The 19,962-nt window shown below is 38.9% G+C and carries 15 protein-coding genes, 1 tRNA gene and 1 pseudogene; 8 read left to right on the top strand and 9 right to left on the bottom strand.

The annotated features are described in order from the left end of the window. Positions 1 to 288 precede the first annotated feature (288 nt). On the bottom strand, positions 289 to 1,545 hold the full coding sequence (locus B5G52_RS20555; protein ID WP_087534492.1) for an aromatic amino acid transport family protein: 1,257 nt from the start codon (positions 1,543 to 1,545) through the stop codon (positions 289 to 291). 208 nt (positions 1,546 to 1,753) lie between these two features. Next, on the bottom strand, positions 1,754 to 3,604 hold the full coding sequence (locus B5G52_RS20550) for a sodium:proton antiporter (protein WP_087534491.1): 1,851 nt from the start codon (positions 3,602 to 3,604) through the stop codon (positions 1,754 to 1,756). Positions 3,605 to 4,493: 889 nt separating this feature from the next. On the opposite strand from B5G52_RS20550, the gene proB reads away from it, so the two are divergent. Continuing rightward, on the top strand, positions 4,494 to 5,600 hold the full coding sequence (gene proB, locus B5G52_RS20545) for a glutamate 5-kinase (RefSeq protein ID WP_087534490.1): 1,107 nt from the start codon (positions 4,494 to 4,496) through the stop codon (positions 5,598 to 5,600). After that, the gene (locus B5G52_RS20540) at positions 5,597 to 6,844 is read left to right on the top strand and encodes a glutamate-5-semialdehyde dehydrogenase (protein WP_087534489.1); all 1,248 of its coding nucleotides are present in this window, start codon (positions 5,597 to 5,599) and stop codon (positions 6,842 to 6,844) included. The genes proB and B5G52_RS20540 overlap by 4 nt, the downstream gene beginning before the upstream one ends. Before the next feature lie 40 nt (positions 6,845 to 6,884). Here B5G52_RS20540 and B5G52_RS20535 read toward each other — a convergent pair whose 3' ends face one another. From B5G52_RS20535 to B5G52_RS20520, 4 genes are all read right to left on the bottom strand, one after another. Then, positions 6,885 to 9,095 (bottom strand): EAL domain-containing protein, encoded by a 2,211-nt coding sequence (locus B5G52_RS20535; protein ID WP_087534488.1) that lies wholly within the window; start codon positions 9,093 to 9,095, stop codon positions 6,885 to 6,887. Between the two features lie 60 nt (positions 9,096 to 9,155). Further along, positions 9,156 to 11,534, bottom strand: coding sequence for a hybrid sensor histidine kinase/response regulator (locus B5G52_RS20530; protein ID WP_176372599.1), 2,379 nt, complete (start codon positions 11,532 to 11,534; stop codon positions 9,156 to 9,158). A gap of 113 nt (positions 11,535 to 11,647) precedes the next feature. Continuing rightward, positions 11,648 to 12,910: a PotD/PotF family extracellular solute-binding protein gene (locus tag B5G52_RS20525; RefSeq protein WP_087534486.1), complete on the bottom strand. Its 1,263-nt coding sequence runs from the start codon at positions 12,908 to 12,910 to the stop codon at positions 11,648 to 11,650. A gap of 142 nt (positions 12,911 to 13,052) precedes the next feature. Next, positions 13,053 to 13,128: transfer RNA gene (locus B5G52_RS20520), tRNA-Ala, on the bottom strand. Between the two features lie 173 nt (positions 13,129 to 13,301). Here B5G52_RS20520 and B5G52_RS20515 point away from each other — a divergent pair. Continuing rightward, positions 13,302 to 13,685 (top strand): hypothetical protein, encoded by a 384-nt coding sequence (locus tag B5G52_RS20515; RefSeq protein ID WP_087534485.1) that lies wholly within the window; start codon positions 13,302 to 13,304, stop codon positions 13,683 to 13,685. A 1-nt stretch (position 13,686) separates the two neighbouring features. Further along, a complete protein-coding gene (locus tag B5G52_RS20510) occupies positions 13,687 to 14,187 on the top strand; it encodes a prolyl-tRNA synthetase associated domain-containing protein (RefSeq protein WP_087534484.1) in 501 nt (166 codons plus the stop codon). Here B5G52_RS20510 and B5G52_RS20505 read toward each other — a convergent pair. Continuing rightward, a complete protein-coding gene (locus tag B5G52_RS20505) occupies positions 14,154 to 15,296 on the bottom strand; it encodes an MFS transporter (RefSeq protein ID WP_087534483.1) in 1,143 nt (380 codons plus the stop codon). The two genes, B5G52_RS20510 and B5G52_RS20505, sit on opposite strands and share 34 nt — an antisense overlap. Positions 15,297 to 15,529: 233 nt before the next feature. Here B5G52_RS20505 and B5G52_RS20500 point away from each other — a divergent pair, with 233 nt between their 5' ends. The 4 genes from B5G52_RS20500 to B5G52_RS20485 all read left to right on the top strand — a co-directional run bounded on the left by B5G52_RS20500 (position 15,530) and on the right by B5G52_RS20485 (position 18,635). Continuing rightward, positions 15,530 to 16,069, top strand: a complete 540-nt coding sequence (locus tag B5G52_RS20500; RefSeq protein ID WP_087534482.1) for a DUF2058 domain-containing protein — start codon at positions 15,530 to 15,532, stop codon at positions 16,067 to 16,069. A gap of 138 nt (positions 16,070 to 16,207) precedes the next feature. Continuing rightward, the gene (locus B5G52_RS20495) at positions 16,208 to 16,531 is read left to right on the top strand and encodes a c-type cytochrome (protein WP_087534481.1); all 324 of its coding nucleotides are present in this window, start codon (positions 16,208 to 16,210) and stop codon (positions 16,529 to 16,531) included. A gap of 151 nt (positions 16,532 to 16,682) precedes the next feature. Next, positions 16,683 to 17,450 (top strand): class II aldolase/adducin family protein, encoded by a 768-nt coding sequence (locus B5G52_RS20490; protein WP_087534480.1) that lies wholly within the window; start codon positions 16,683 to 16,685, stop codon positions 17,448 to 17,450. A gap of 9 nt (positions 17,451 to 17,459) precedes the next feature. Continuing rightward, the gene (locus B5G52_RS20485) at positions 17,460 to 18,635 is read left to right on the top strand and encodes a mandelate racemase/muconate lactonizing enzyme family protein (protein ID WP_058560482.1); all 1,176 of its coding nucleotides are present in this window, start codon (positions 17,460 to 17,462) and stop codon (positions 18,633 to 18,635) included. A 157-nt stretch (positions 18,636 to 18,792) separates the two neighbouring features. Here B5G52_RS20485 and B5G52_RS20480 read toward each other — a convergent pair whose 3' ends face one another. Together B5G52_RS20480 and B5G52_RS20475 are read right to left on the bottom strand one after the other, a co-directional pair. Further along, a complete protein-coding gene (locus tag B5G52_RS20480; protein WP_087534479.1) occupies positions 18,793 to 19,173 on the bottom strand; it encodes a hypothetical protein in 381 nt (126 codons plus the stop codon). Positions 19,174 to 19,179: 6 nt separating this feature from the next. Continuing rightward, positions 19,180 to 19,929, bottom strand: a pseudogene (locus tag B5G52_RS20475) (S41 family peptidase); the annotation flags it as partial. Positions 19,930 to 19,962 lie beyond the last annotated feature (33 nt).

Genomic DNA, 19,962 nt, shown 5'->3' with positions numbered 1-19,962 from the left:
CACGAGTTCGAGCCTCGTGTGCCGCTCCAATCTCTTTTCTTAACATTTTATACTTTCCCAATCCTTAGCTACTTCCAAACACGGCTGTACCCAAAGAGCCATGATATAGCTTTTATCCCAACGATAACTTTCACTCTTTCTTGCTAGACTTTTACTTAGCTCATTTGGCCACCAACTTCGCGCCGAAATTAAACAAATTTTAATCGGAAAAGCTCAACATAATTTGCGTTAAACAAATAAAAAGCCCAGCAAATGGCGACATTTGCTGGGCTTTTCTGTATTTACTAATTATTTTATAAAGCTATACAGCAGTGCAAGAACCGCTAAGCTGCCCATAAATAATATAAAATAAGCACTTTTACCGCGATACTTTTTAAGTGCGGGAACTTTAAATACGGCTATCATTGGCATGATAAATAAGATCATGGCAATAATAGGGCCTGATAGTTGATCCATCATATCTAAGATACTAGGGTTTTTAACTGCACAAAACCAGATAGCAAAAAACATAATTACCACACCCAACCTATCAGCGCTCTTCATACTTAGTTTGGTTTGCTTGGTGACTAAGCCATTAAAACTTTCACGCGCGCCTAAAAAGTGCCCTAAGAACGATGATGTAATGGCTATAAACGCCACTAGAGGGCCTAGAGTTGCTATAAATGAGTTATCTGTAATGTTTGCTAAGTACGATAAGATAGACACGTTCTGAGCTTTTGCCTGCGCCATTTGCTCTGTTGAAAGAGAAAGCACGCATGAGAATACAAATAACAGTACGAAAACAATCAATAATAAGCTGGTACGCTTTAAAATAGCTTCTGATTTTGTTGTTGCATCATTGCCATAGTGACCGCGTTGTACATTGGCAAAGCTTGAGATCGCAGCGGCATGACTAAACGAAAATACAATGATTGGAACTGATAACCACAACGTCTTAGTAAAGCTTGTAAATTCAGGGAACGCCATATTAGGCATTTGCCAACTTGGAATTAAATAAATAGATAAAAAGAATAAAATAGCGACTAGCGGATACACTAAAATGGCGAATGCGCGCAACATGAGTTTTTCACCGCCCAGCATTAGGCTGATCATGCCTGCTACAAGCACACCCGAAAGTAATACTCTCGAAGGTGACCCCATGCCCAGTTGGTTAACGATAAAACTATCAACTGTATTAGTTAGCCCTACACCATAAATAAGCAAGATCGGAAAGATAGATAAAAAGTATAATAATGAAATCAGTCGCCCTGCATTTACGCCAAAGTGCTCTTCTACAACATCGGTAAAATCAGCATCTTTATTTTTTGACGATAAAACAAAACGTGCTAAACCTCGGTGAGCTAAAAAGGTCATAGGAAAAGCTAAGCAGGCCAAAATGATCAAAGGCCAAAATCCGCCAATACCAATATTGATTGGTAAAAACAGGATCCCAGCACCAACCGCGGTGCCAAATAGACTTAAAACCCACTGAGTATCATGTAGGTTCCACTTGTTTTTACTTGTTGTCGATGTATCTAACTGTGCTACATCTTGATATGAGCTCATTTATACTCCACCAATTAGAATAATAATTTTGCGGCAGCATATATAAGTTGCAGCATGAATGCATTTTTTGGCGATGTATTAACATAACTATGCTGTAAGGTGAGGATTACAGGTTGTCATGTTTTAGTAAGTTGCATGTAATTAGGCTATTACTTTCAGGTGATTAGCTAAAAGGAAAGCTAGGAATTAAATTCCTAGCTTTACCATTTTACTCTTTTGGTTCTTTCGTTTTCCCGTTATTAGGATCTTTTAACACTGACATTTTTGGAGGCTGCAGAGCAACGATTCGCTCGCCTTCTTGCGGTAGTTTTTCCATGTTAATAGTAAATGGACGTACTTTAATTGGTGAGTCGTCGCTATCTTTTTCTCCGTGCAAGATAAATAACGGAATAGCTTCGTTATTCATTTCTTGGTATTGCTCCCAGCTGAACTCTTCAGATATACGGGTTGCACTTACTTTGCCACCTTTCGCAATCAAACTGCTTAGACGCGCATAAGCGCCATTGTCACCAAACAAAATTTGGCGTGACAAAAATGTCGCACTGTCTTTGTTTGCTTTAGCATGGTTTGTAGAAGAGCGTAGTGAAAATACATTTTTTTCGTTTAATAAATGAGAAAAATATTGTACGCCCAGCGCATTATGATGTCGGTTAGGAGACAGTGCTAGTACGCTGCGTATAGTGGTTAGGGGTAGGTAGCGCTCAGCATGCTCTGACTGAGGGTTACCATAATAACAAGGCAAACCATCCATTCTTGCCATTTTACAGTTTTCCCATGCTGGGTCTGATAAATGTACAGGGATACTTTGATCATTTAGCCCTTTAGCGATGGCGCGAGCGACATGGTTTGCGCCAATGATTAAAATTGTATTCGGTGAAGGTTGACGCACACCAAGCAATTTAGCAACAGGAATAGCTGTTAAGCTTTGTAGTACTACAGTAATTATGATTACAGTAAATATTAACGGTACTATCTTTTCTGCGTCTGCGACACCTGCTTCCATCATGCTGAGTGCAAATACCGAACCTACGGCAGCTGCTACAATACCGCGGGGTGCTATCCATCCGAGCACTAAGCGGGATTTTAGTGGTAAATCTGAACCAAAGGTTGAAATTGCAATACAGACAGGGCGCGCAATAAATAGCACAACGGCTAAAAATATAAATACATCACCGTCGAGCATCATTAAATCAGAGAGCTGTAATCTTGCTGCTAATAGTATAAATAATGTCGAAATTAAAATCATCGACAAGTCTTCTTTAAACTCTAATACAGAGTCAATTTCTAAGTCATCTTGGTTCGCTAACCAGATACCAAATACTGTTACAGCCAGTAGGCCTGACTCATGGCTTAGATGGTTAGAAATGGTAAAGCTAATAAGCACTAAAGCTAATATACCAAATTTATGTAATTCAAATGGTAACCACTCTCTGCGGATTAACAATGTTGTAAGCCAACCTGCAACCACCCCTATAGATAAACCTACACCTAGTGTTTTAAATAGTGCAATAAGGGTATGAACAAAGACTTCACCTTGGCCAACGAGCATTACAGCTTCAAAAACTAATACCGCGAATAGCGCGCCAATAGGGTCTATAACAATGCCTTCCCAACGCAGAATACGGTCAATGTCTTGAGTTGGACGCATTGAGTTTAATAATGGGGCGATAACAGTGGGCCCGGTAACGACCAATACCGCACCCAGCACGGCTGCAACGCGCCAGTTAAGTTCTAAAATCCAGTAGGCACTGAGGCTAATGATAATACAGGTCGCGATCATCCCTATGGAGCATAGGTTTCGCACTACTTTGCCTATTCCTTTAAGCTCTTTGAAATGTAAGGTCAGTGAGCCTTCAAATAAAATAACGGCAACACTCAAGGAAACAACAGGAAATAGTAAATCACCCAGTAATGCATCTGGATCTAATATACTGGACGCAGGACCAAGTAATAAACCTGTGAGTAGTAAAAATAAAATTGCTGGAACTTTAAAAGCCCAAGCAACCCATTGCGCAAGAACGGAGCAAAGAGCGATCCCTGCGATGTAAATAGCTGACATAAAAGAGGTATTCCTTATTTATTACTTCAGTTAAGAGTAAGGCTAGCAAAACTAATAATACAGGGATATGTTCATTTATCTTAATTGAATTTTAGCTGTATATGGTTTTTTTGTAGAAATAATTTTTCTTGAGAAATTAACGCAACTACATAAAAAATTCATATTAATGCAACACATTGATAAATATTGATATTTTATTTTTCTTAAGGTGGGTGTGGGTATGTGAATAAAATATAGCCTTGATCTCACAGATGATTTTAGCGTATTATATTTAGTGTTCAAACAATTTGTTGTCTAATTAGTTACTAGTTAGGTATAAGCGAATACATATAGTTATTTTTAAGTTAGTTAAAATTATGCTTACTTAAATGAAGGTTATTATATTTATTTGCTTAATATTCAATGAATTAATTGTTTTGAACACAATTTGTATGTATTTACTCATTTTTGGGTATTGGTTCGCTTGTAATAATAAGGGCATGAAATTGCCATTTTTATATTTTGAGTTGAATTGTTACCTGTTCAATATTTGGCGCCCATCGTGGTGAACAAATCTCGGTCCTTAAGTCATCACCCTATCTGTTGGTGTACCTGACTTTAGAGGCTCTATGTATGTTGTTAATAAAGAAGCTTCACACAGCTTTTTACAGCGATGCATAAACAACACTTTTTATTTTACTTTATAACTGTTCAATCTAATGATTGAGTAAAAGTTATGCTATATCTAAAATTCACTTTTTTAATTAAAGGTGTGTGTTTTTGGGTGAGTGTGTAAAAAGTGTATTTGGACATACAAAATGTAAACTCGTATCTTAGCCTTAATGCTAAGAGATTGTTTTCTTACTTCTCTTTTGAGAAGTTACAGTTAAATGGAAAGTTGAAACACATTATGCAAAAGTTAAATTGGCGACGTATTGTACTTAAAGTTGGTAGCGCACTTATCGCTCCGGATCAAGATGGTTGTCGTTCACGTTATTTATTAACTATCGCACAGTTTATTGTTCGCTGCCGTAGTCGTGGCATTGAAGTTATTTTAGTTTCGTCGGGCTCTGTAGCTGCTGGCGCGCATTTATTCCCCGATCAGCAAGAACGCACCGTTACCATGAAAAAAGCCATGGCAGCCGCAGGTCAAACAGAAATGATGGCTATGTGGGACCGCTTTTTTGATTTTCCGTCAGCACAAATTTTATTAACTCATGGTGATTTACGTGACCGTGAACGTTATGAGAGCATTCGTGAAACCGTGTTCACATTACTAGAGCATGGCGTATTACCTATCATGAATGAAAATGACACGGTAACAACAGATGATTTGAAAGTTGGTGACAATGATAATTTATCAGCCATGGTTGCCGCAGCAGCGGATGCTGATGCATTAATGATTTTCTCAGATGTAGATGGGCTTTATAACAAAAACCCGAACTTACATGATGACGCAGAGTTATTACCGGAAGTAAAATCAATTGATGAATCAATCTATGCAATGGCAGGTTGTGCGACCAGTGCGGTTGGCACAGGTGGTATGAAAACCAAAATTGAGGCGGCAGAAAAAGCCACTTCGCATGGTATCACAACCTACATTATTAATGGTTTTAAAGAGCAAACATTTAATCAGTTACTAGAAGGGATTAACCCAGGTACAGTCTTTTTACCTTATGAAAAACCGATGCAAGAAGCTGTGCATTGGATGACTCACACAGCTAATGAGCAAGGTGAAGTTGTGGTTGAAGGTTCATTTGATGAATCGCTTGAAGGCGAAACAGGCTGTATACGTGGGGATGAAATTGTTGCCGTGCATGGTGAGTTTGGGATCGGCGACACTATTTTAGTGCGTAGTAACGATGGTACGCGTCTGGCTAAAGCGACAGCTAACTATAGTAGCTGTTTATTGAATTTTATAGCTGATAACGAGCAAAGTGAATTTAGCGACAAAATGCAAGATTCGATTGGTCCCGTTATTTCAGAAAAAGATATCGCATTATTGGAGAAGTCATGAGTTTAATTACGGATATTTCACGCCAAGCAGCAAAAGCTGCTCACCAGTTAGCTTTACTCGATACCGAGACAAAAAACCGTGTGTTACTGGAAATGGCGGCAGCGTTACGTGAGCAAAAAGCATTTATAATTTCAGAAAACGAAAGTGATTTATCAGCTGCTAGAGACAATAATTTAGCTGCATCAATGATAGACCGTTTAACGCTCAATGATGAGCGTATTGAAGCAATGGCTGAGGGTATTGAAGTTATTGTTAGCCTTGAGGACCCGGTTGGTCAGCTTCGAGATATTACAGAGCGTCCAAATGGGATTAAAATTCGTAAAATGCGCGTGCCTCTAGGTGTGGTGTGTATGATTTATGAAGCACGCCCAAATGTAACCGCAGACGCCGGTGCGCTGTGCTTTAAATCAGGTAATGGTGTTATTCTACGTGGTGGTAAAGAAGCGCTTAAAAGCTCACAAGCCATTGCTAGCGTAATGCACAAAGTCCTTGAAGCAAATGATCTGCCAGCTGCGCTTATTTCGGTGATCCCAGATCCTGACCGTGCGTTGCTTATGGAATTAATGCAGCAAAGAGAAAGCATTGATCTGATTATTCCACGCGGTGGTGAAGGGCTAATTAACTTTGTTACTGATAACAGTACAATTCCAGTGATCCAGCACTTTAAAGGTGTTTGCCACTTATACGTTGATAAAGATGCTGATTTAGAAGTGGCACTTAACTTACTGTTAAATGGTAAAACACAGCGTACAGGTGTTTGTAATGCATTAGAAGGTCTAGTCGTACATGAAGCTGTAGCAGACGAGTTCTTAAATTTATGTGCAGTCGTACTTCGTCAAGAAGGCGTTAAAATTAATGCAGATGGTCAAGCAGCTAAATACTTTGATGATGCAACAGTACTTGCCGATAGTGAGTTCGGTCAAGAATATCTGGATTTAGAAATTGCAATTCGAGTTGTTCCTGATTTTGCTGGTGCCATTGATCACATCGCTCAGTTTGGTTCAAATCACACTGAAGTTATTTGTACTAAAAACCAAGATGCGGCTAAATTATTCCAACGTAGTGTGGATGCATCAGTTGTAATGGTTAACGCATCATCACGTTTTTCTGATGGCTCGCAATTAGGTCTAGGCGCTGAGATTGGTATAGCTACCTCTAAGTTGCATGCTTATGGTCCTATGGGCTTAGAGTCGCTTACAACAGAAAAGTACCTAGTGGATGGTGAAGGTCAAGTTCGCGAGTAATTTACTTATTAATTGTTAAAGTAAGTATTTCATGCCGAGTTTAAGACTCGGCATTTTTATTTCTTAAATCGCTTAACCAATCTTCTGCTGGTTCGGGTCTATGTAAAAAGTAGCCTTGTAAAGTCATATCAGGGAAAGCTTGTAGCATAGTTAGGTGCTCTTGATTCTCTACTCCTTCAGCAACAATCTTCAGGTCAAATAAATCACCCAAACTAACTATCATATCGATAATCAGTTTGTCGTTATTGTTTGTTGGCGCTTCTAAAACAAATGACTTATCAATTTTAAGCTCATCAATAGGCAATTGCTTTAAGTAGGTTAAGCTTGAGTAGCCAGTTCCAAAATCATCAATAGAAACCCTTACACCCAGCTGTTTTAGATGGTGCACTGCCGCAATAGCATCATCCATATTGTTTAACAGTGTGCCTTCAATGATTTCAATCGTCAGATTTGCAGGATTGGCCTGTGCATCAATAATACTTTGAGTGATAAAGTTTAGAAAACGTTTTTCATGAAAATGTCTGCCGCTGATGTTGATCGAAATAGCTAGACTTGGGTTTTGCTCGTTAATTTGTTCTAGTAGTTTTAAAGCTTGAGTTGTAACCCAGCAATCTAAATCATAAATAATATCAGACTCTTCGGCTATCGGTATAAATTCAGCAGGGCTAATAAAACCTTTTGTTGTATGTTGCCAGCGAAGGAGAACCTCAGCCCCTTTTAGGGTATGGTTGTGATCATATTGTGATTGTAAGTTAAGTACTAGTTCTTGCTGTGCAATTGCTTGGCGTAAGTCTTGTTCTACTTCGAAACGCCGTTTAGCTTGTTCGCCAAAAGATGTATCAAATGATGTAACTCTATTACCGCCTTTTTCTTTTGCTTTATAGCAAGCAGCTTCACAGTTTCGAATAGTTTCAATTGCGCTTCCTCTTAATTCATTGCGAGGAAGAATATAGGTCCCGATACTGATCGTTAAACTAATTTTTTGTTCTTCGATATCAAATGGTTCACTGGCGGCTAATAGCAGTTTTTGCGCGGTTACATTTGCTAAAGATTGTGTTCTTTCATAACCAGTGCCTTTTTGTGTTTCACATAGTACAGCAAACTCATCACTGCCAAGGCGTGCAACGATATCTTTATTACCTAAATTATCGTTTATTCGTGTTGAAAACTCTTTTAATACTTTATCGCCCGCCATTAGGCCAAGGCCATCATTAATTGAATGAAAGCTATCTATATCTAGAATAAAAATACAGGTATAGCTTTGCTGTTTATTTTGCTCTCGTAATTGTTGTTCCAGAATTTTTAAAAAGTTATTACGATTAGGGAGGCCTGTAAGCTCATCATGCCATGTTAAATAGTCAATACGCTCTTGAGTGACTTTTACACTCGAAATATCACTAAATACACCAATAAAGTTAATGTTGGTATCGACTTCGTTTTTAACCATACTAAGTGTAAGTAATTCAGGATATAACTCACCGCTTTTTCGTCGTGTAGTCAGCTCACCACTCCAGTAACCCGCTTTGCTCGCATGTAGCCATATATCATCAAAGTTTATCTCTGGTAGGTTGTTTTGTTTGATTTCTTTTAATGGTTTTCCAAGAGCTTCACTTTCACAAAAGCCTGTTATTCGGCAAAAAGATGGGTTGACGGCAATGATAATACCCTTGTGATTTGTGATTACTACGCCATCGGCTGTGCTGGTTAGGGCTTGATAAAATAAAGCTTGTTTGGCTGATAGTTTTTTTAATTCAACATCACGCTTGGTAAGCTCAGAAGCAAGGTTTTCTACCTCAATGAATTTGTCATGTAATTCAAAGTTTTTTTCAATGAGGCGATCGAGCATTCCTTGCACAGAGATGTGTGCGCGTACACGAGCACGAACGAGTGCCAATTTATAAGGTTTGTGAATATAGTCTACGGCGCCCAGTTCGAAACCTTGTTCTTCGGATTCTTCTTCAGTGAGGGCGGTGACAAATATAATAGGGATCCCCTTGCTATTTTGGCTCTGCTTTAGCTTTTTACAGACCTCATAGCCATCCATCTCAGGCATCATAATATCAAGTAATATTAAGTCTGGACGTGTCGTTTCAATAAATTCAAGCGCACTTCTGCCGCTAGTTGATACGCGAACATCATAATCTGATAGCAAGCCTTCAACCAATATATGCAGATTATTGGGTTCATCATCAACGATGAGAATTAACGGCTTTTGACGGTCAGCGTTTTGTGTTGGTAAGCTTTGGGGCACTCATTTCTCAATTACAGTTTCACCATTAGATAAAAAATAGCTCATAGTTAAGAGCTTTGTCTAGTTTTTAAGGTCATTTAAGTAGTTATTAATGATTGTTTTAATTGATTGAAAATTAAATTGATTTATCGCTTCTTTTAACCGTACTAATTGCGTATTTTCTGTTGCGTTTTCTATATGCTGCTCAAGTTGTAAAATAAGTACCTGGGAAATAGGTTTAGCTGACTTAGCTAATTCAAGTATTTCATCTAAGTACTCCATATTACTTTCAATATTAAGGCTGATTGCTTGACTTGCTTTCAATTGGTTAGCAATCGCAAACTGCTCTATTGCGCGCAAAGAAATTTCAAGTTGCAGCTGGCAGGGAGTAAAGTTTATCGGTGTAGATTGTTTTATATCTTTTTGGAGTTTTTTAGCTACTTCCTCTAATCGTTCCAAGCCCAAAGTGCCGGTTAAACCTACAAACGTATGCAACATACGTCTTAACTCAAGAGTATGTTGTTGCTTATAAAGCACTTCTGCTTCTTTTATAAAGTTACTGTAGTCTTTAGTAAACCGGTCGAACGACTCACTTAGCAGTACATCATTAAAGTCTAAGTTCTCTAAAGCCACGGGCAAGTTTATCAATTGTGTCTGGGAGAAATTAGGCGTTGCTAAAAAGGCTGAATTGATATCAAAATTTAAAAAAATGAGCACCTCAGTGCCTTCACCTTGTCTACTCTTGACTTGAATTTCGCCATTTAACAGTTTGATCAGCTTTTGACTAATACTTAATCCTAACCCTGTTCCAGTATATTTACGGGAGTAGGAGTCATCGCTCTGATAAAAAGGATTAAAAATTGCTGATAACTTATCTTCAGGAATACCAATTCCCGTATCTTTTACTGAAAAAACTAAGGAAATTGAGTCATTGATCAATGAATCGGCCGTTATCGTGATTGTGACACTGCCTTGCTCGGTGAATTTGATTGCATTGTCGACCACAAAGTTTAAGGTTTGGTTTAGCTTTAAATAATCACCTGTCAAGGCGATGTCTTCATCCATATGAAGTAATATATTGAATTCTAGGTCCTTAGACTTACATAAGCTTGAAAATGATTCTGATAAGTACTGTGACACTTCTTTAATGGTAAAGTTAATATTTTCGATAGTGGATTGATTCGAGTCTAGCTTTGATAACTCTAAAATATTATTTACTAATGAAAGCAGGTTGTTACCACTGGTAAGGGATTTAGCAATATACTTTTTATGCGTACCATCTGTAATTTCTTCAGATAAAAGTTGCTGCATTCCTAAAATGATATTCAAGGGTGTGCGCAGCTCATGACTCATATTAGCGACAAACTTGCTTTTTGCCTCATTGGCAATATCTGCTTGATGTTTTGCTGCTTTTAATGCTGAGTTTACCGCTTTCATTTGGTCATTTAGCTCTTGGGCTTCTATCAGTAGTGTGTTTGTTTCATTATTTTTCTTATACAGAGAATTGGCCGCTTTTATTGCATGCGAAAATTCATTATCTAGTTCAGGCTCAGCCAATAGACCACGTTGCTTACCATTGTTCATATCGTTCAAAAGCAAGGAAAGGCTATTTATAGGGGATATTATTGTGCGCACAATAAAAATGCATATTGTAATTAATAATACCAACATCACTAGCGCAAATACTTTACTTTGTTCCGCTTGTTGATCTAGGTGTAAGCTGACTTGCTTTTGGGCTTGGAGAAAGGTGTTTTTTTCAGTACGGTTTATCTGGTCTGTTAAATACAGTAATTCATTTGCAATACCTGTTAAAACAACATTTACCGAGTAGTTATAGCCTCTCGACAGTAAAATAAGCTGGTTATAGCTTTTTCTGATTTCTAAAAACTCTCTATTTAGTAAACTCTTAGGCTGTATTGAGCCTGGTTCAATAAATTTTTCTATCTTATCTAGCTGCAGCTTAAGCTGATCAACATTTTGGCTGGTTGTCTGCGAAATATCAAAGTCAGTATTTTCTAAGTAGTTTTCCGTCGCGTAGTTTATATTTGAAAGCGTTAGTATTGCATCTGCGTAAATTGCCTCATGACTCGAGCCTTCAACGTTTTTCAACGCGTTGAGGTGCAATATTAAATTATTAACCGCGGGCTTGAAGCGTGTATTGAATAAGCGTACACGATTTTTTCTGTTTTTAACGACTTGCTCAAATGTCCGGTTAAAGTTTATTAAGTGCTCTCCTAAACGAGTAAGCAGGTCTTTATATGAACTTGAATGTTTTTGTGCATTGGTATTGAGTTTCTCTAAGTCATTTTTAGCATTCAACTGAAAACGTTTAAAATTATCTACTGAAATTGGCTTGGCTTTATCAACGTAATGAGTTACTTGCCCTTGGAGTGAGATGACGTTATTTTCAAGATCGTTGGTTGCTTCACTTTGGGTTTGAGCATCATTTTGTACTGTCAAAAGTATTCTTAGTGAATTTTGTGCACTTGAAAATAAATAGCTTTGAAACAGTATAATTATAACTAATAATGAGATCGCAGCTATGATTTTTGATTTGATAGAATTTATTTTCATTAGCGACTAATTAGCTCATACCACTTTTGCAAGCTGTAATCATACGTTGGCATAACTGTATTCCAGACAGCTACATTGCTGAAGCGTTTTAAATAGCTACCACCACTGCGAACGTTACCTGCTTCTACAGATACGTTACCTTGCGTATTAAGCAGTGTCTCCGTTGCCTCTTTCCCTTCATACCAATATGCCCATTCAGCTTCTGAAAGTAACGGTTTTGAACGCTCTGGGTTACTAATGTAATAACCTTGTCGAGCAATAAAAGCGCCTGGCCAGCCACTGAGCCACCAATTCATATAATCATAGGCGGCATCTTTTGTATTATTGGTGATTTGGGAAGATAGACACATAACACCGTGCCAGCCTCGGTAACCCTCTTTTGGAGCTGCAAATCGCACATTGATGCCTTGACTATTTAAGCTCTCTACCGCGGGTGAAAACATACTTTGAATGCTAACCCGGTTATTTTTCATAAATTCAACGGACTCAGGTACTGAGTTCCAAAAGCCATTAAAGTGTTTTTGTTTTTTATAATCGAGTAAAATAAAAAATAACCTATCTAGTTCGTCGCGTGTCATAGCGCCTATATCAACAAATTTTATCAAGCCTTTACTTTGCGCTGCGAGCGCCAAATCAAAAATGCCAATTGTTGGCGCATTTACTATGCCTACTTTGCCACGATTTTTTTCGTCGAGTAACCAAGCCCAGCTTTCAGTTTCATATGCGCTTCCAAGAGGAATGCTATCTAAGTTGTAGCCAAATGAATCGACATTGTGGACATACGGTAAATAGCTTATTAACTCTGTTTCTTGTGCGTTTAGAGAGCCATCATCTTGAATGTTAAGTAATTTGTAAGGTGCATCTCCTGCGCCAATAGATGCGTCTTGAGTAAGCTTTCCGGTTTTAGTCAATGAGTTAATTTCATTAAAATGAGTGATGCGCTTTTTTTCGATTGGCTGGATACTGCCTGCATTCCACAAAACATTTATACTATTAGACCATTGTTCATAAAGATCAAAAGAGCTCGGATCCATGGAAGCTTGTTGTAAAACAGATGAACTACCTGCAGGATTAAACACAATGTTGATACCTAAATCTTCCATTGCTTGTTTGCGTAGGGACTCTTGGAGTGTGACATGTGTGCCGAGCACACGTAGAGTGGTTTTTTTACGCGCGAAAACATAGGGTACATGGGTAATAATGCCAGCGCCTACACTTAAAGTGGCGATCTTCTTGAGTGTTGCCCGTTTAGGCAAATCCATAATTGAACCTAATAAAGTAATCGTAGATTAGGTATAGTTAATTAATCTGAAATGCTCAAGAGTTTAGTGCTAATAGTGTTTGAAAATATTGAATCTAAAGAGTTTTAAAAGAAGAAATACTGTGATATTGGGGTTAGGAAAGTGGTGGAGCTAAGCAGGATCGAACTGCTGACCTCCTGCGTGCAAGGCAGGCGCTCTCCCAGCTGAGCTATAGCCCCACATTCCTAAAGTTACAAATTTTGTAACCTGCTTAAGGTTCCGTTTAAGCGGGACGAACTTTAATGAGATTTATAAATTTGGTCAAGCATTTTTTATATTTTTTATCAATTTTCACGAAAACAGTGAATTTTTGTTAGACTAGCGACTATTAAAAAGCACAAAGAAACTAATAATGAAAAAATATGCCTGGGTGTTACTGGTTTTGCTCTTTGGTTGCGCCAGCCAAGACGAACCGCCGTTTGAAATAAATAATAAACAATTGTATAAAAAGCTGGATGAACAAGGTAATAAAATCTTTGCTTATGTTGTGTCAGTTAAAGCAAATAGCAGAAAAAGTCGTAATTCAGATCGTCCGCTAACCCGCAGAGAGTTTAAAGACTTTGCAGAGCAAGAGTATTTTGAAGAGTCAAATAGCCTTAAGCTGCAACTTGAAGATCAAGCGGTTGAATTGCTGCAGAACGAGTTAGCGCAGCAACAGTATTGCCCGAGCAATTATGAGATAGATGAAGTTGTTTGGCGTGATCTAAGCGTACAACTTAGAGGGCGTTGTTTATAACATGTTAGAAGATAAGAATAAGTTAGCCGAGTATTTAGCGCATTTAAATATTCAGTACGATGTGATTGAGCACCCCGCTTTGCATGGTAGCCTAGATGCCGATGCACTATTAATTGAGCGTCCAGGCACGCGCTTAAAAAATCTCTTCTTACGAGATAATGAAGGGAAAAATCATTTCTTAGTGATAACCGCACATGATAAACAGCTTGATTTAAAAGCGGTGGCTAAATATCAAGGCTTATCACGATTAGGGTTTGCTTCAGACGAGCGTTTGGCGCGTTATTTAAAAGTAGCCCCAGGTTGTGTGTCTATGCTGGCCCTTATGAACGACAAACAAAATAATGTGACTTTATGGTTAGACCAAGATATTTGGTTTAGTGAGCTATTTCATTGTCATCCGTTTGAAAACACCGAAACATGGTTAATGAAAAAAAATGATTTAGAGTTGTTTTTTGCCAGTACAGGGCATCAACTTAAGGTGGTTTTTTTACCTGCTAAATAACCACTCAATACTAAGGCCAATCCGCACAAGCATACAAGCAATAGCGCAGCCATAAACGCGATGTGCCCGTAGTGCTGGTATACCAAGCCAGGTAAAAAAGAACCCAGCGCGCCGCCACTATAGTAAAATGATACATAACCGCCATTGGTGACACTCGGTGGCGCGCTACTGATTTTATTAGCCAATGGTGCCGCGGTTGAATGGATCATAAACATTGCAGCGCAAAACCCAGTAAAAGCTAATAAGAATATTATGAGTTGGTTACTCATCAATATTAATATTGTTCCACAATAAAAAATAAATACCCCGCTAAGTAAATACCAAGGACTAGAGCTGCGTTTTAGTAGCCAAGGCGTGGTAATTGATGCCAGCGCACCAATTAGATAGCCACTGTAAACCAAGCCGATATCACGGGTGTTTGTTATTAAAAATGTATTTTGCAAAATAAAAGGCAGGTAATTCAATAACGCTGCAAAGCAAAAAAACATGCAAAATACTGCGCCATACAGCTTTAAAATAGGTGCTGTGGCGAGTTGTTTTAAATAACTCAGCGGTGATAATACCTGCGTTATCGTTTCATGGCGGCTTTTAGGGATGGCTAAAGCCAATAAAATTAAAGCGACAGCGATTACATAGTAAAAGCTCTGCCAACTCCGTAAGTCTGTAAATACAGCAGCCAATACCCGACCAAAATACCCGCCAGCAATAGTACTGCCTATATACAAGGTCATATTTTTTTGTAAATAATCAGCCTTATAAGTGCAGCCAATATAGGTGGTCATAGCGGTGAGGGCAGCAGGCAAGATTAACCCTTGAATAAAGCGTAGCAGAAGTAGTAATTCAAATTTGGGCACTAAAGTAATCGCAATACAGCTTAATGCCAGCATCAACATAGCATAGCGTAAAATAGTTAACGGGTTATGTTTAGCAAGCAACAAGCCGTATATCAGGGGCGCAATGGCAAGTGGTAGCATGGTCGCCGTCATCAAGCTGCCAGCGCTGGCGGGCGTGACTTTAAATTGTGAAGCAAAAAGGCCTAATAATGGCTGCGGTGCATACAAGACAAAAAAGATAAACAATGAGCACAATAATAAGTGGGAAATACGCATTATTTTGACCAAACAACAAAAGTTAATAGCTTACGCTTGGCAACATTTAAAGCAATGATAAAGCGGCTTTAATTACTCAGTTTAAATATCAATATGTTGTTTTCTTGCGCTATATCAGGTTTTATTTTACAGACTTTGTTAGATTACTTTTTAATGCAACAACCTTCATTGTTGAGGTAACTTAGCTATAGGTATAAAATAATCCTAATCTAAGTTTTTAATGGAACAAGGCCATGGGTTCATTACAAGACCAATTGCTACAAGCAGGACTTACTACATCACATAAAGCGAAAGTTGCAAAAAGCGAGAAACGCAAGCAACAGAAAAAGCAGAAAAAAGGTGCCACGAGCAACCCAAGTGATCTGCAAAAGCACATTCAGCAAACTAAATTAGAGCAACAAAAGAAAGCTGAAGAGCTAAACCAAGCTCGTCAAGGCGATTTAAAGCAGCGTGAACAAATAGCCAGAGTTAAACAAATTTTAGAACACCACAATCAAGATGAAATTCGTGGTGAACGTACTTTTAACTTTACCTATGAAAACAAAGTTAAAGAACTAGACGTTAATGAAAAAACACAAAAGGCACTTGCTGGTGGTCGTTTAGCTATATGTGTTTTAGAAGGGCAATTTTTTGTACTTGAAGATGAACCTGCACGTAAAGTCGCTGAAGTAGATGAAAAGTACATCGTATTTCACGTTGAGCCAGAAGATAAGGGCAAAGATGATGATGACCCGTATGCAGACTTTGAAGTGCCAGATGATCTTGTTTGGTAATTTTTGCAATCGGAGCTTTTAAAACGCCCCCAGTGATCTTCAATGTGTATAAATTGCGTACAAAATTAGCATGCTATTATGCATGGTCTACAATTAAATAAGTAAATTTATAAACCGTCAAAAAGAAGAGAAAATACAATGAGCAAGATAACAACATTACTTTTAGGAGCTAGCCTTGCAATGGCAGCTAGCGCATCTTTTACATCAGTGGCCGCTGAAGGTGAAGCCCTTTATACCGCAAAGCTTTGTCAAACTTGTCACGGCCCTGAAGGCAAAGCGCCAATTATGGCATTGTACCCGAAACTAAATGGCCAAAATAAAGAATATTTACTTGCGCAAATGAAAGACATTAAATCAGGTGCGCGTAGTAATGGGATGACTGCGGCAATGAAGGCTATGGTTGCTAATGTATCTGAAGAAGAAATGGCAGCAATTGCTGACTACTTAGCAAACGTTAAATAATTTTACGTTAATCTGTACTTCAATTAGCGCTTAAACAGCCACATCAATTTATTTGATGTGGCTGTTTTGTTTTCTAACAGTTGATTGCAACTCTAGACTGCTTTAGACTTCTATACATCTATTTCGCACTGTGTTTATACAAGGCATAAATATGTTTGAATTACCGCAACTTGATTTAAAAAATAAAGTATCAGCACAGGAGTGGCAATTACGTGTTGATTTAGCCGCGTGTTATCGTTTAGTTGATCATTTTCGTTGGGGTGATTTAATTTATACGCATTTATCGGCACGGCTACCGGGCACTGATCATTACCTTGTAAATGCATTTGGTCTAACATTTGACGAAGTAACGGCATCAAACCTGGTGAAAGTTGATTTATCAGGCAATATTTTAGATGACACTCCGTTTAAAATTAACCCGGCGGGTTTTACTATTCACAGTGCTATTCATGAAGTGCGTGACGATGCTCACTGTGTTATTCACTTACATACCAAAGAAACCATTGCTGTTGCGACGCAAAAACAAGGCCTGTTGCCACTGAGCCAATATTCAATGTTTTCTTTACCTTCATTGTCTTACCATGGTTACGAAGGGCTTGCAGTAAATGATGATGAGAGAAAGCGATTGCAAGGTGATCTTGCTAATACTAATCACATGTTATTAGTAAATCATGGCGGCTTAACGGTAGGTCCAACTGTGGGTGATGCTTTCATGCGCTTTTATGATTTACAGCGCGCGTGTGAAATTCAACTCGCATTACAATCAAGTGGCGTAGACGTTACGCCAGTTCCTCAAGCCATAATCGATAATATTTATAATCAAGCCAATGTTGTGCACAGTGGTAGCACAGGTGGTCAGTTAGCCTGGCCTGCCATGTTACGTAAAGCCTATCGTCTTGATCCAAGTTTTGCTAATTAAGGAATTTTCATGAAAGTTAATCGCGTTGAAGTGTTTGATATCCATTGCCCTGAGCGTCCAGCGTGGACTCCTGTGTTTGTCCGTATTCACACTGACGAAGGTATTAGCGGTGTTGGTGAGGCAGGTCTTGCGTACGATTTAGGCCATAGTGCCGCTGCTGCGATGATCAAAGAAATGGCTGATGCGTTTTTGATTGGCCATGACCCATTTCAAACTGAAAAGTTATGGTCGCGTATGCTACGTGAAAGCTTTTGGGGTTTAGGTGGTGGTCCTGTGGTTTATGCTGCAATGAGTGCTATTGATACTGCACTGTGGGATATTAAAGGTAAGGCACTTGGTTTACCTGTTTACCAGTTACTCGGTGGTAAAGTTAACGATAAGCTGCGTACTTATGCCTCACAATTACAGTTTGACTGGGATAGTGAATTTAAAGCCCTAGTACAACCACAAGAATATGCAGAAGCAGCTTTAAAAGCGATTGCAGAAGGTTACGATGCCGTTAAAGTTGACCCTATTCAGTATGATAAAGACGGTAATACATATTATGATCGCACCAAGATCATTTCACGTGCTGAAATGAAACTATACCGTGCGCGTATGCAAGCTATTCGTGAAGCGGTGGGTGATGAAGTGGACATTATTTTTGAATGTCACAGTTTACCAGGAGCAACATCTGCGATTCAAATCGGTGAAATAGCTGAAGAATTTGATTGTATGTATTATGAGGAACCGGTTAACTACTTAAATCATTCACTGCATGCAAAAGTTGCAGATAAAGTTGCTGTACCAATCGCTGGTGGTGAACGTTTATATAATCGTTGGGGTGTGCGCCCATACCTTGAAGACCAAAGCATTGACGTACTACAACCAGATATAGGTTTATGTGGTGGCTTTACCGAAACTAAAAAAGTATGTGATTATGCCGATATTTTTGATGTAAGAATTCAAGCGCACGTATGCGGTGGTCCAGTGGCGACTGCTGCTTCTTTGCATTTAGAAACGGCTATTCCGAACTTTTTAATTCATGAGCACCATACTTATGCAATTAAAAAGTGGAACCGCGAATTGTGCTTACAAGATCCACAACCAAAAAATGGCTTCTTTGAAGTATCCGAAGAGCCTGGTTTGGGTATTGAACTAAACGATGAAATTGTGATGCGTTCACAAAGAGTAGAAATAAAATAAGCGACGAGTCGCGAGTCGCGAGTTTCGAGAAGCGAGCAGAGCTTGCTTCTCGTTAATATTATTTGTTCTAGGCACTTCTTCTATTAACGTCTTGCTAGCACCTAGCACCTAGCACCTAGCACCTAGCACCTAGCACCTAGCACCTAGCACCTAGCACCTACTTATTATTCACCTTACATTTCACATCAGGCAATGGCTCGGTGGCTTTGCTATCTAAGTGACGTATAAAACATAAATTATCTTTGATCAGCAGTTCAAACCTGTCAGGCATATTTAACTGTTTACCCATAATAGGGTTGCCAAGTTCATCGGCTTTATTGACGTTATCGACGACCATTAAACTGCGTTTCATAAATACATCATCTGCAACGGCAATATTGTCACTACGCATTAGGCGTGCTAATCCTTGTGCAATCAAATTGCTTTGGGGCTTTTTCAAAAGTGCATGTTGTAGTTTAGGTGTTGGCGCCTCGCTAGGTGCACTGCAACCAAGTAGTAATATACTCATACTGACTAAAATGTAAGGTATTTTTTTCATTGTAAGCTACCTGTTTTGATCCTGAGGCAAGATTTTGTTCTGTTGAGCAAATGTACTTGCGCGCGTATCGATTACCGCAGGGGTATCAGCCAAAAGGGCTGGTGCAAAACCTTGTTGGCTAGCGGTTGATGTTGCACTTGGGCAGCTCTGTGTTTCACGATAATTAAGAGCAGCTGCTAACAGTGCTTCATTTGGATCGCCTAATTGATGACTAAAGTCATCAGCAACAGCGCAACCAGCTACACGCACCGGTAAACGTTCATTATTCACCGTATTTTGCGGTGCAAAGCCATCGGAGTATTCACCAAAGCCTTTGTTGTTTTCACCTGTGAATTGAATGGTAAAATAGGTGGTATCGCAGTTATCTGTAGCGTAAAAACCATAGGGTTTACCACAGGTGCCAGCACCGATTTGTATTACCTCAACATCAATACCTTGAAGCCCATTAATAATGGCTTCACTGGCTGAGCAAGTGCTACTGGTTGTTAATAAATAAACTCGCTCTAGGTTGAGAGAAGGTAAAGGTGTTCCTGGGGTAAGGCCTGGGTTATCTGCAAAGCCAATAAACTCATCGGTGAACATCACAGGTTCTAACCGTCGCCCTGTGACAGGATTAAATGTTGGATGTTGATCATTAAAAATTGTGCGTTCAAAAATTTTATTGTTAGTATTCGCAGCACCTGCAATCATATAGCTTACTTGGCTTGCCATTTGTAGAAAACCACCGCCGTTGTAGCGAATATCGATAATTAAATCAGTCTTGAATTCAAGTATTAAGTGCAATCATTA

The sequence above is a fragment of the Pseudoalteromonas sp. A601 genome (assembly GCF_002165575.1).
Classification (GTDB): domain Bacteria; phylum Pseudomonadota; class Gammaproteobacteria; order Enterobacterales; family Alteromonadaceae; genus Pseudoalteromonas.
This window is presented reverse-complemented; position numbering and strand designations above follow the sequence as displayed.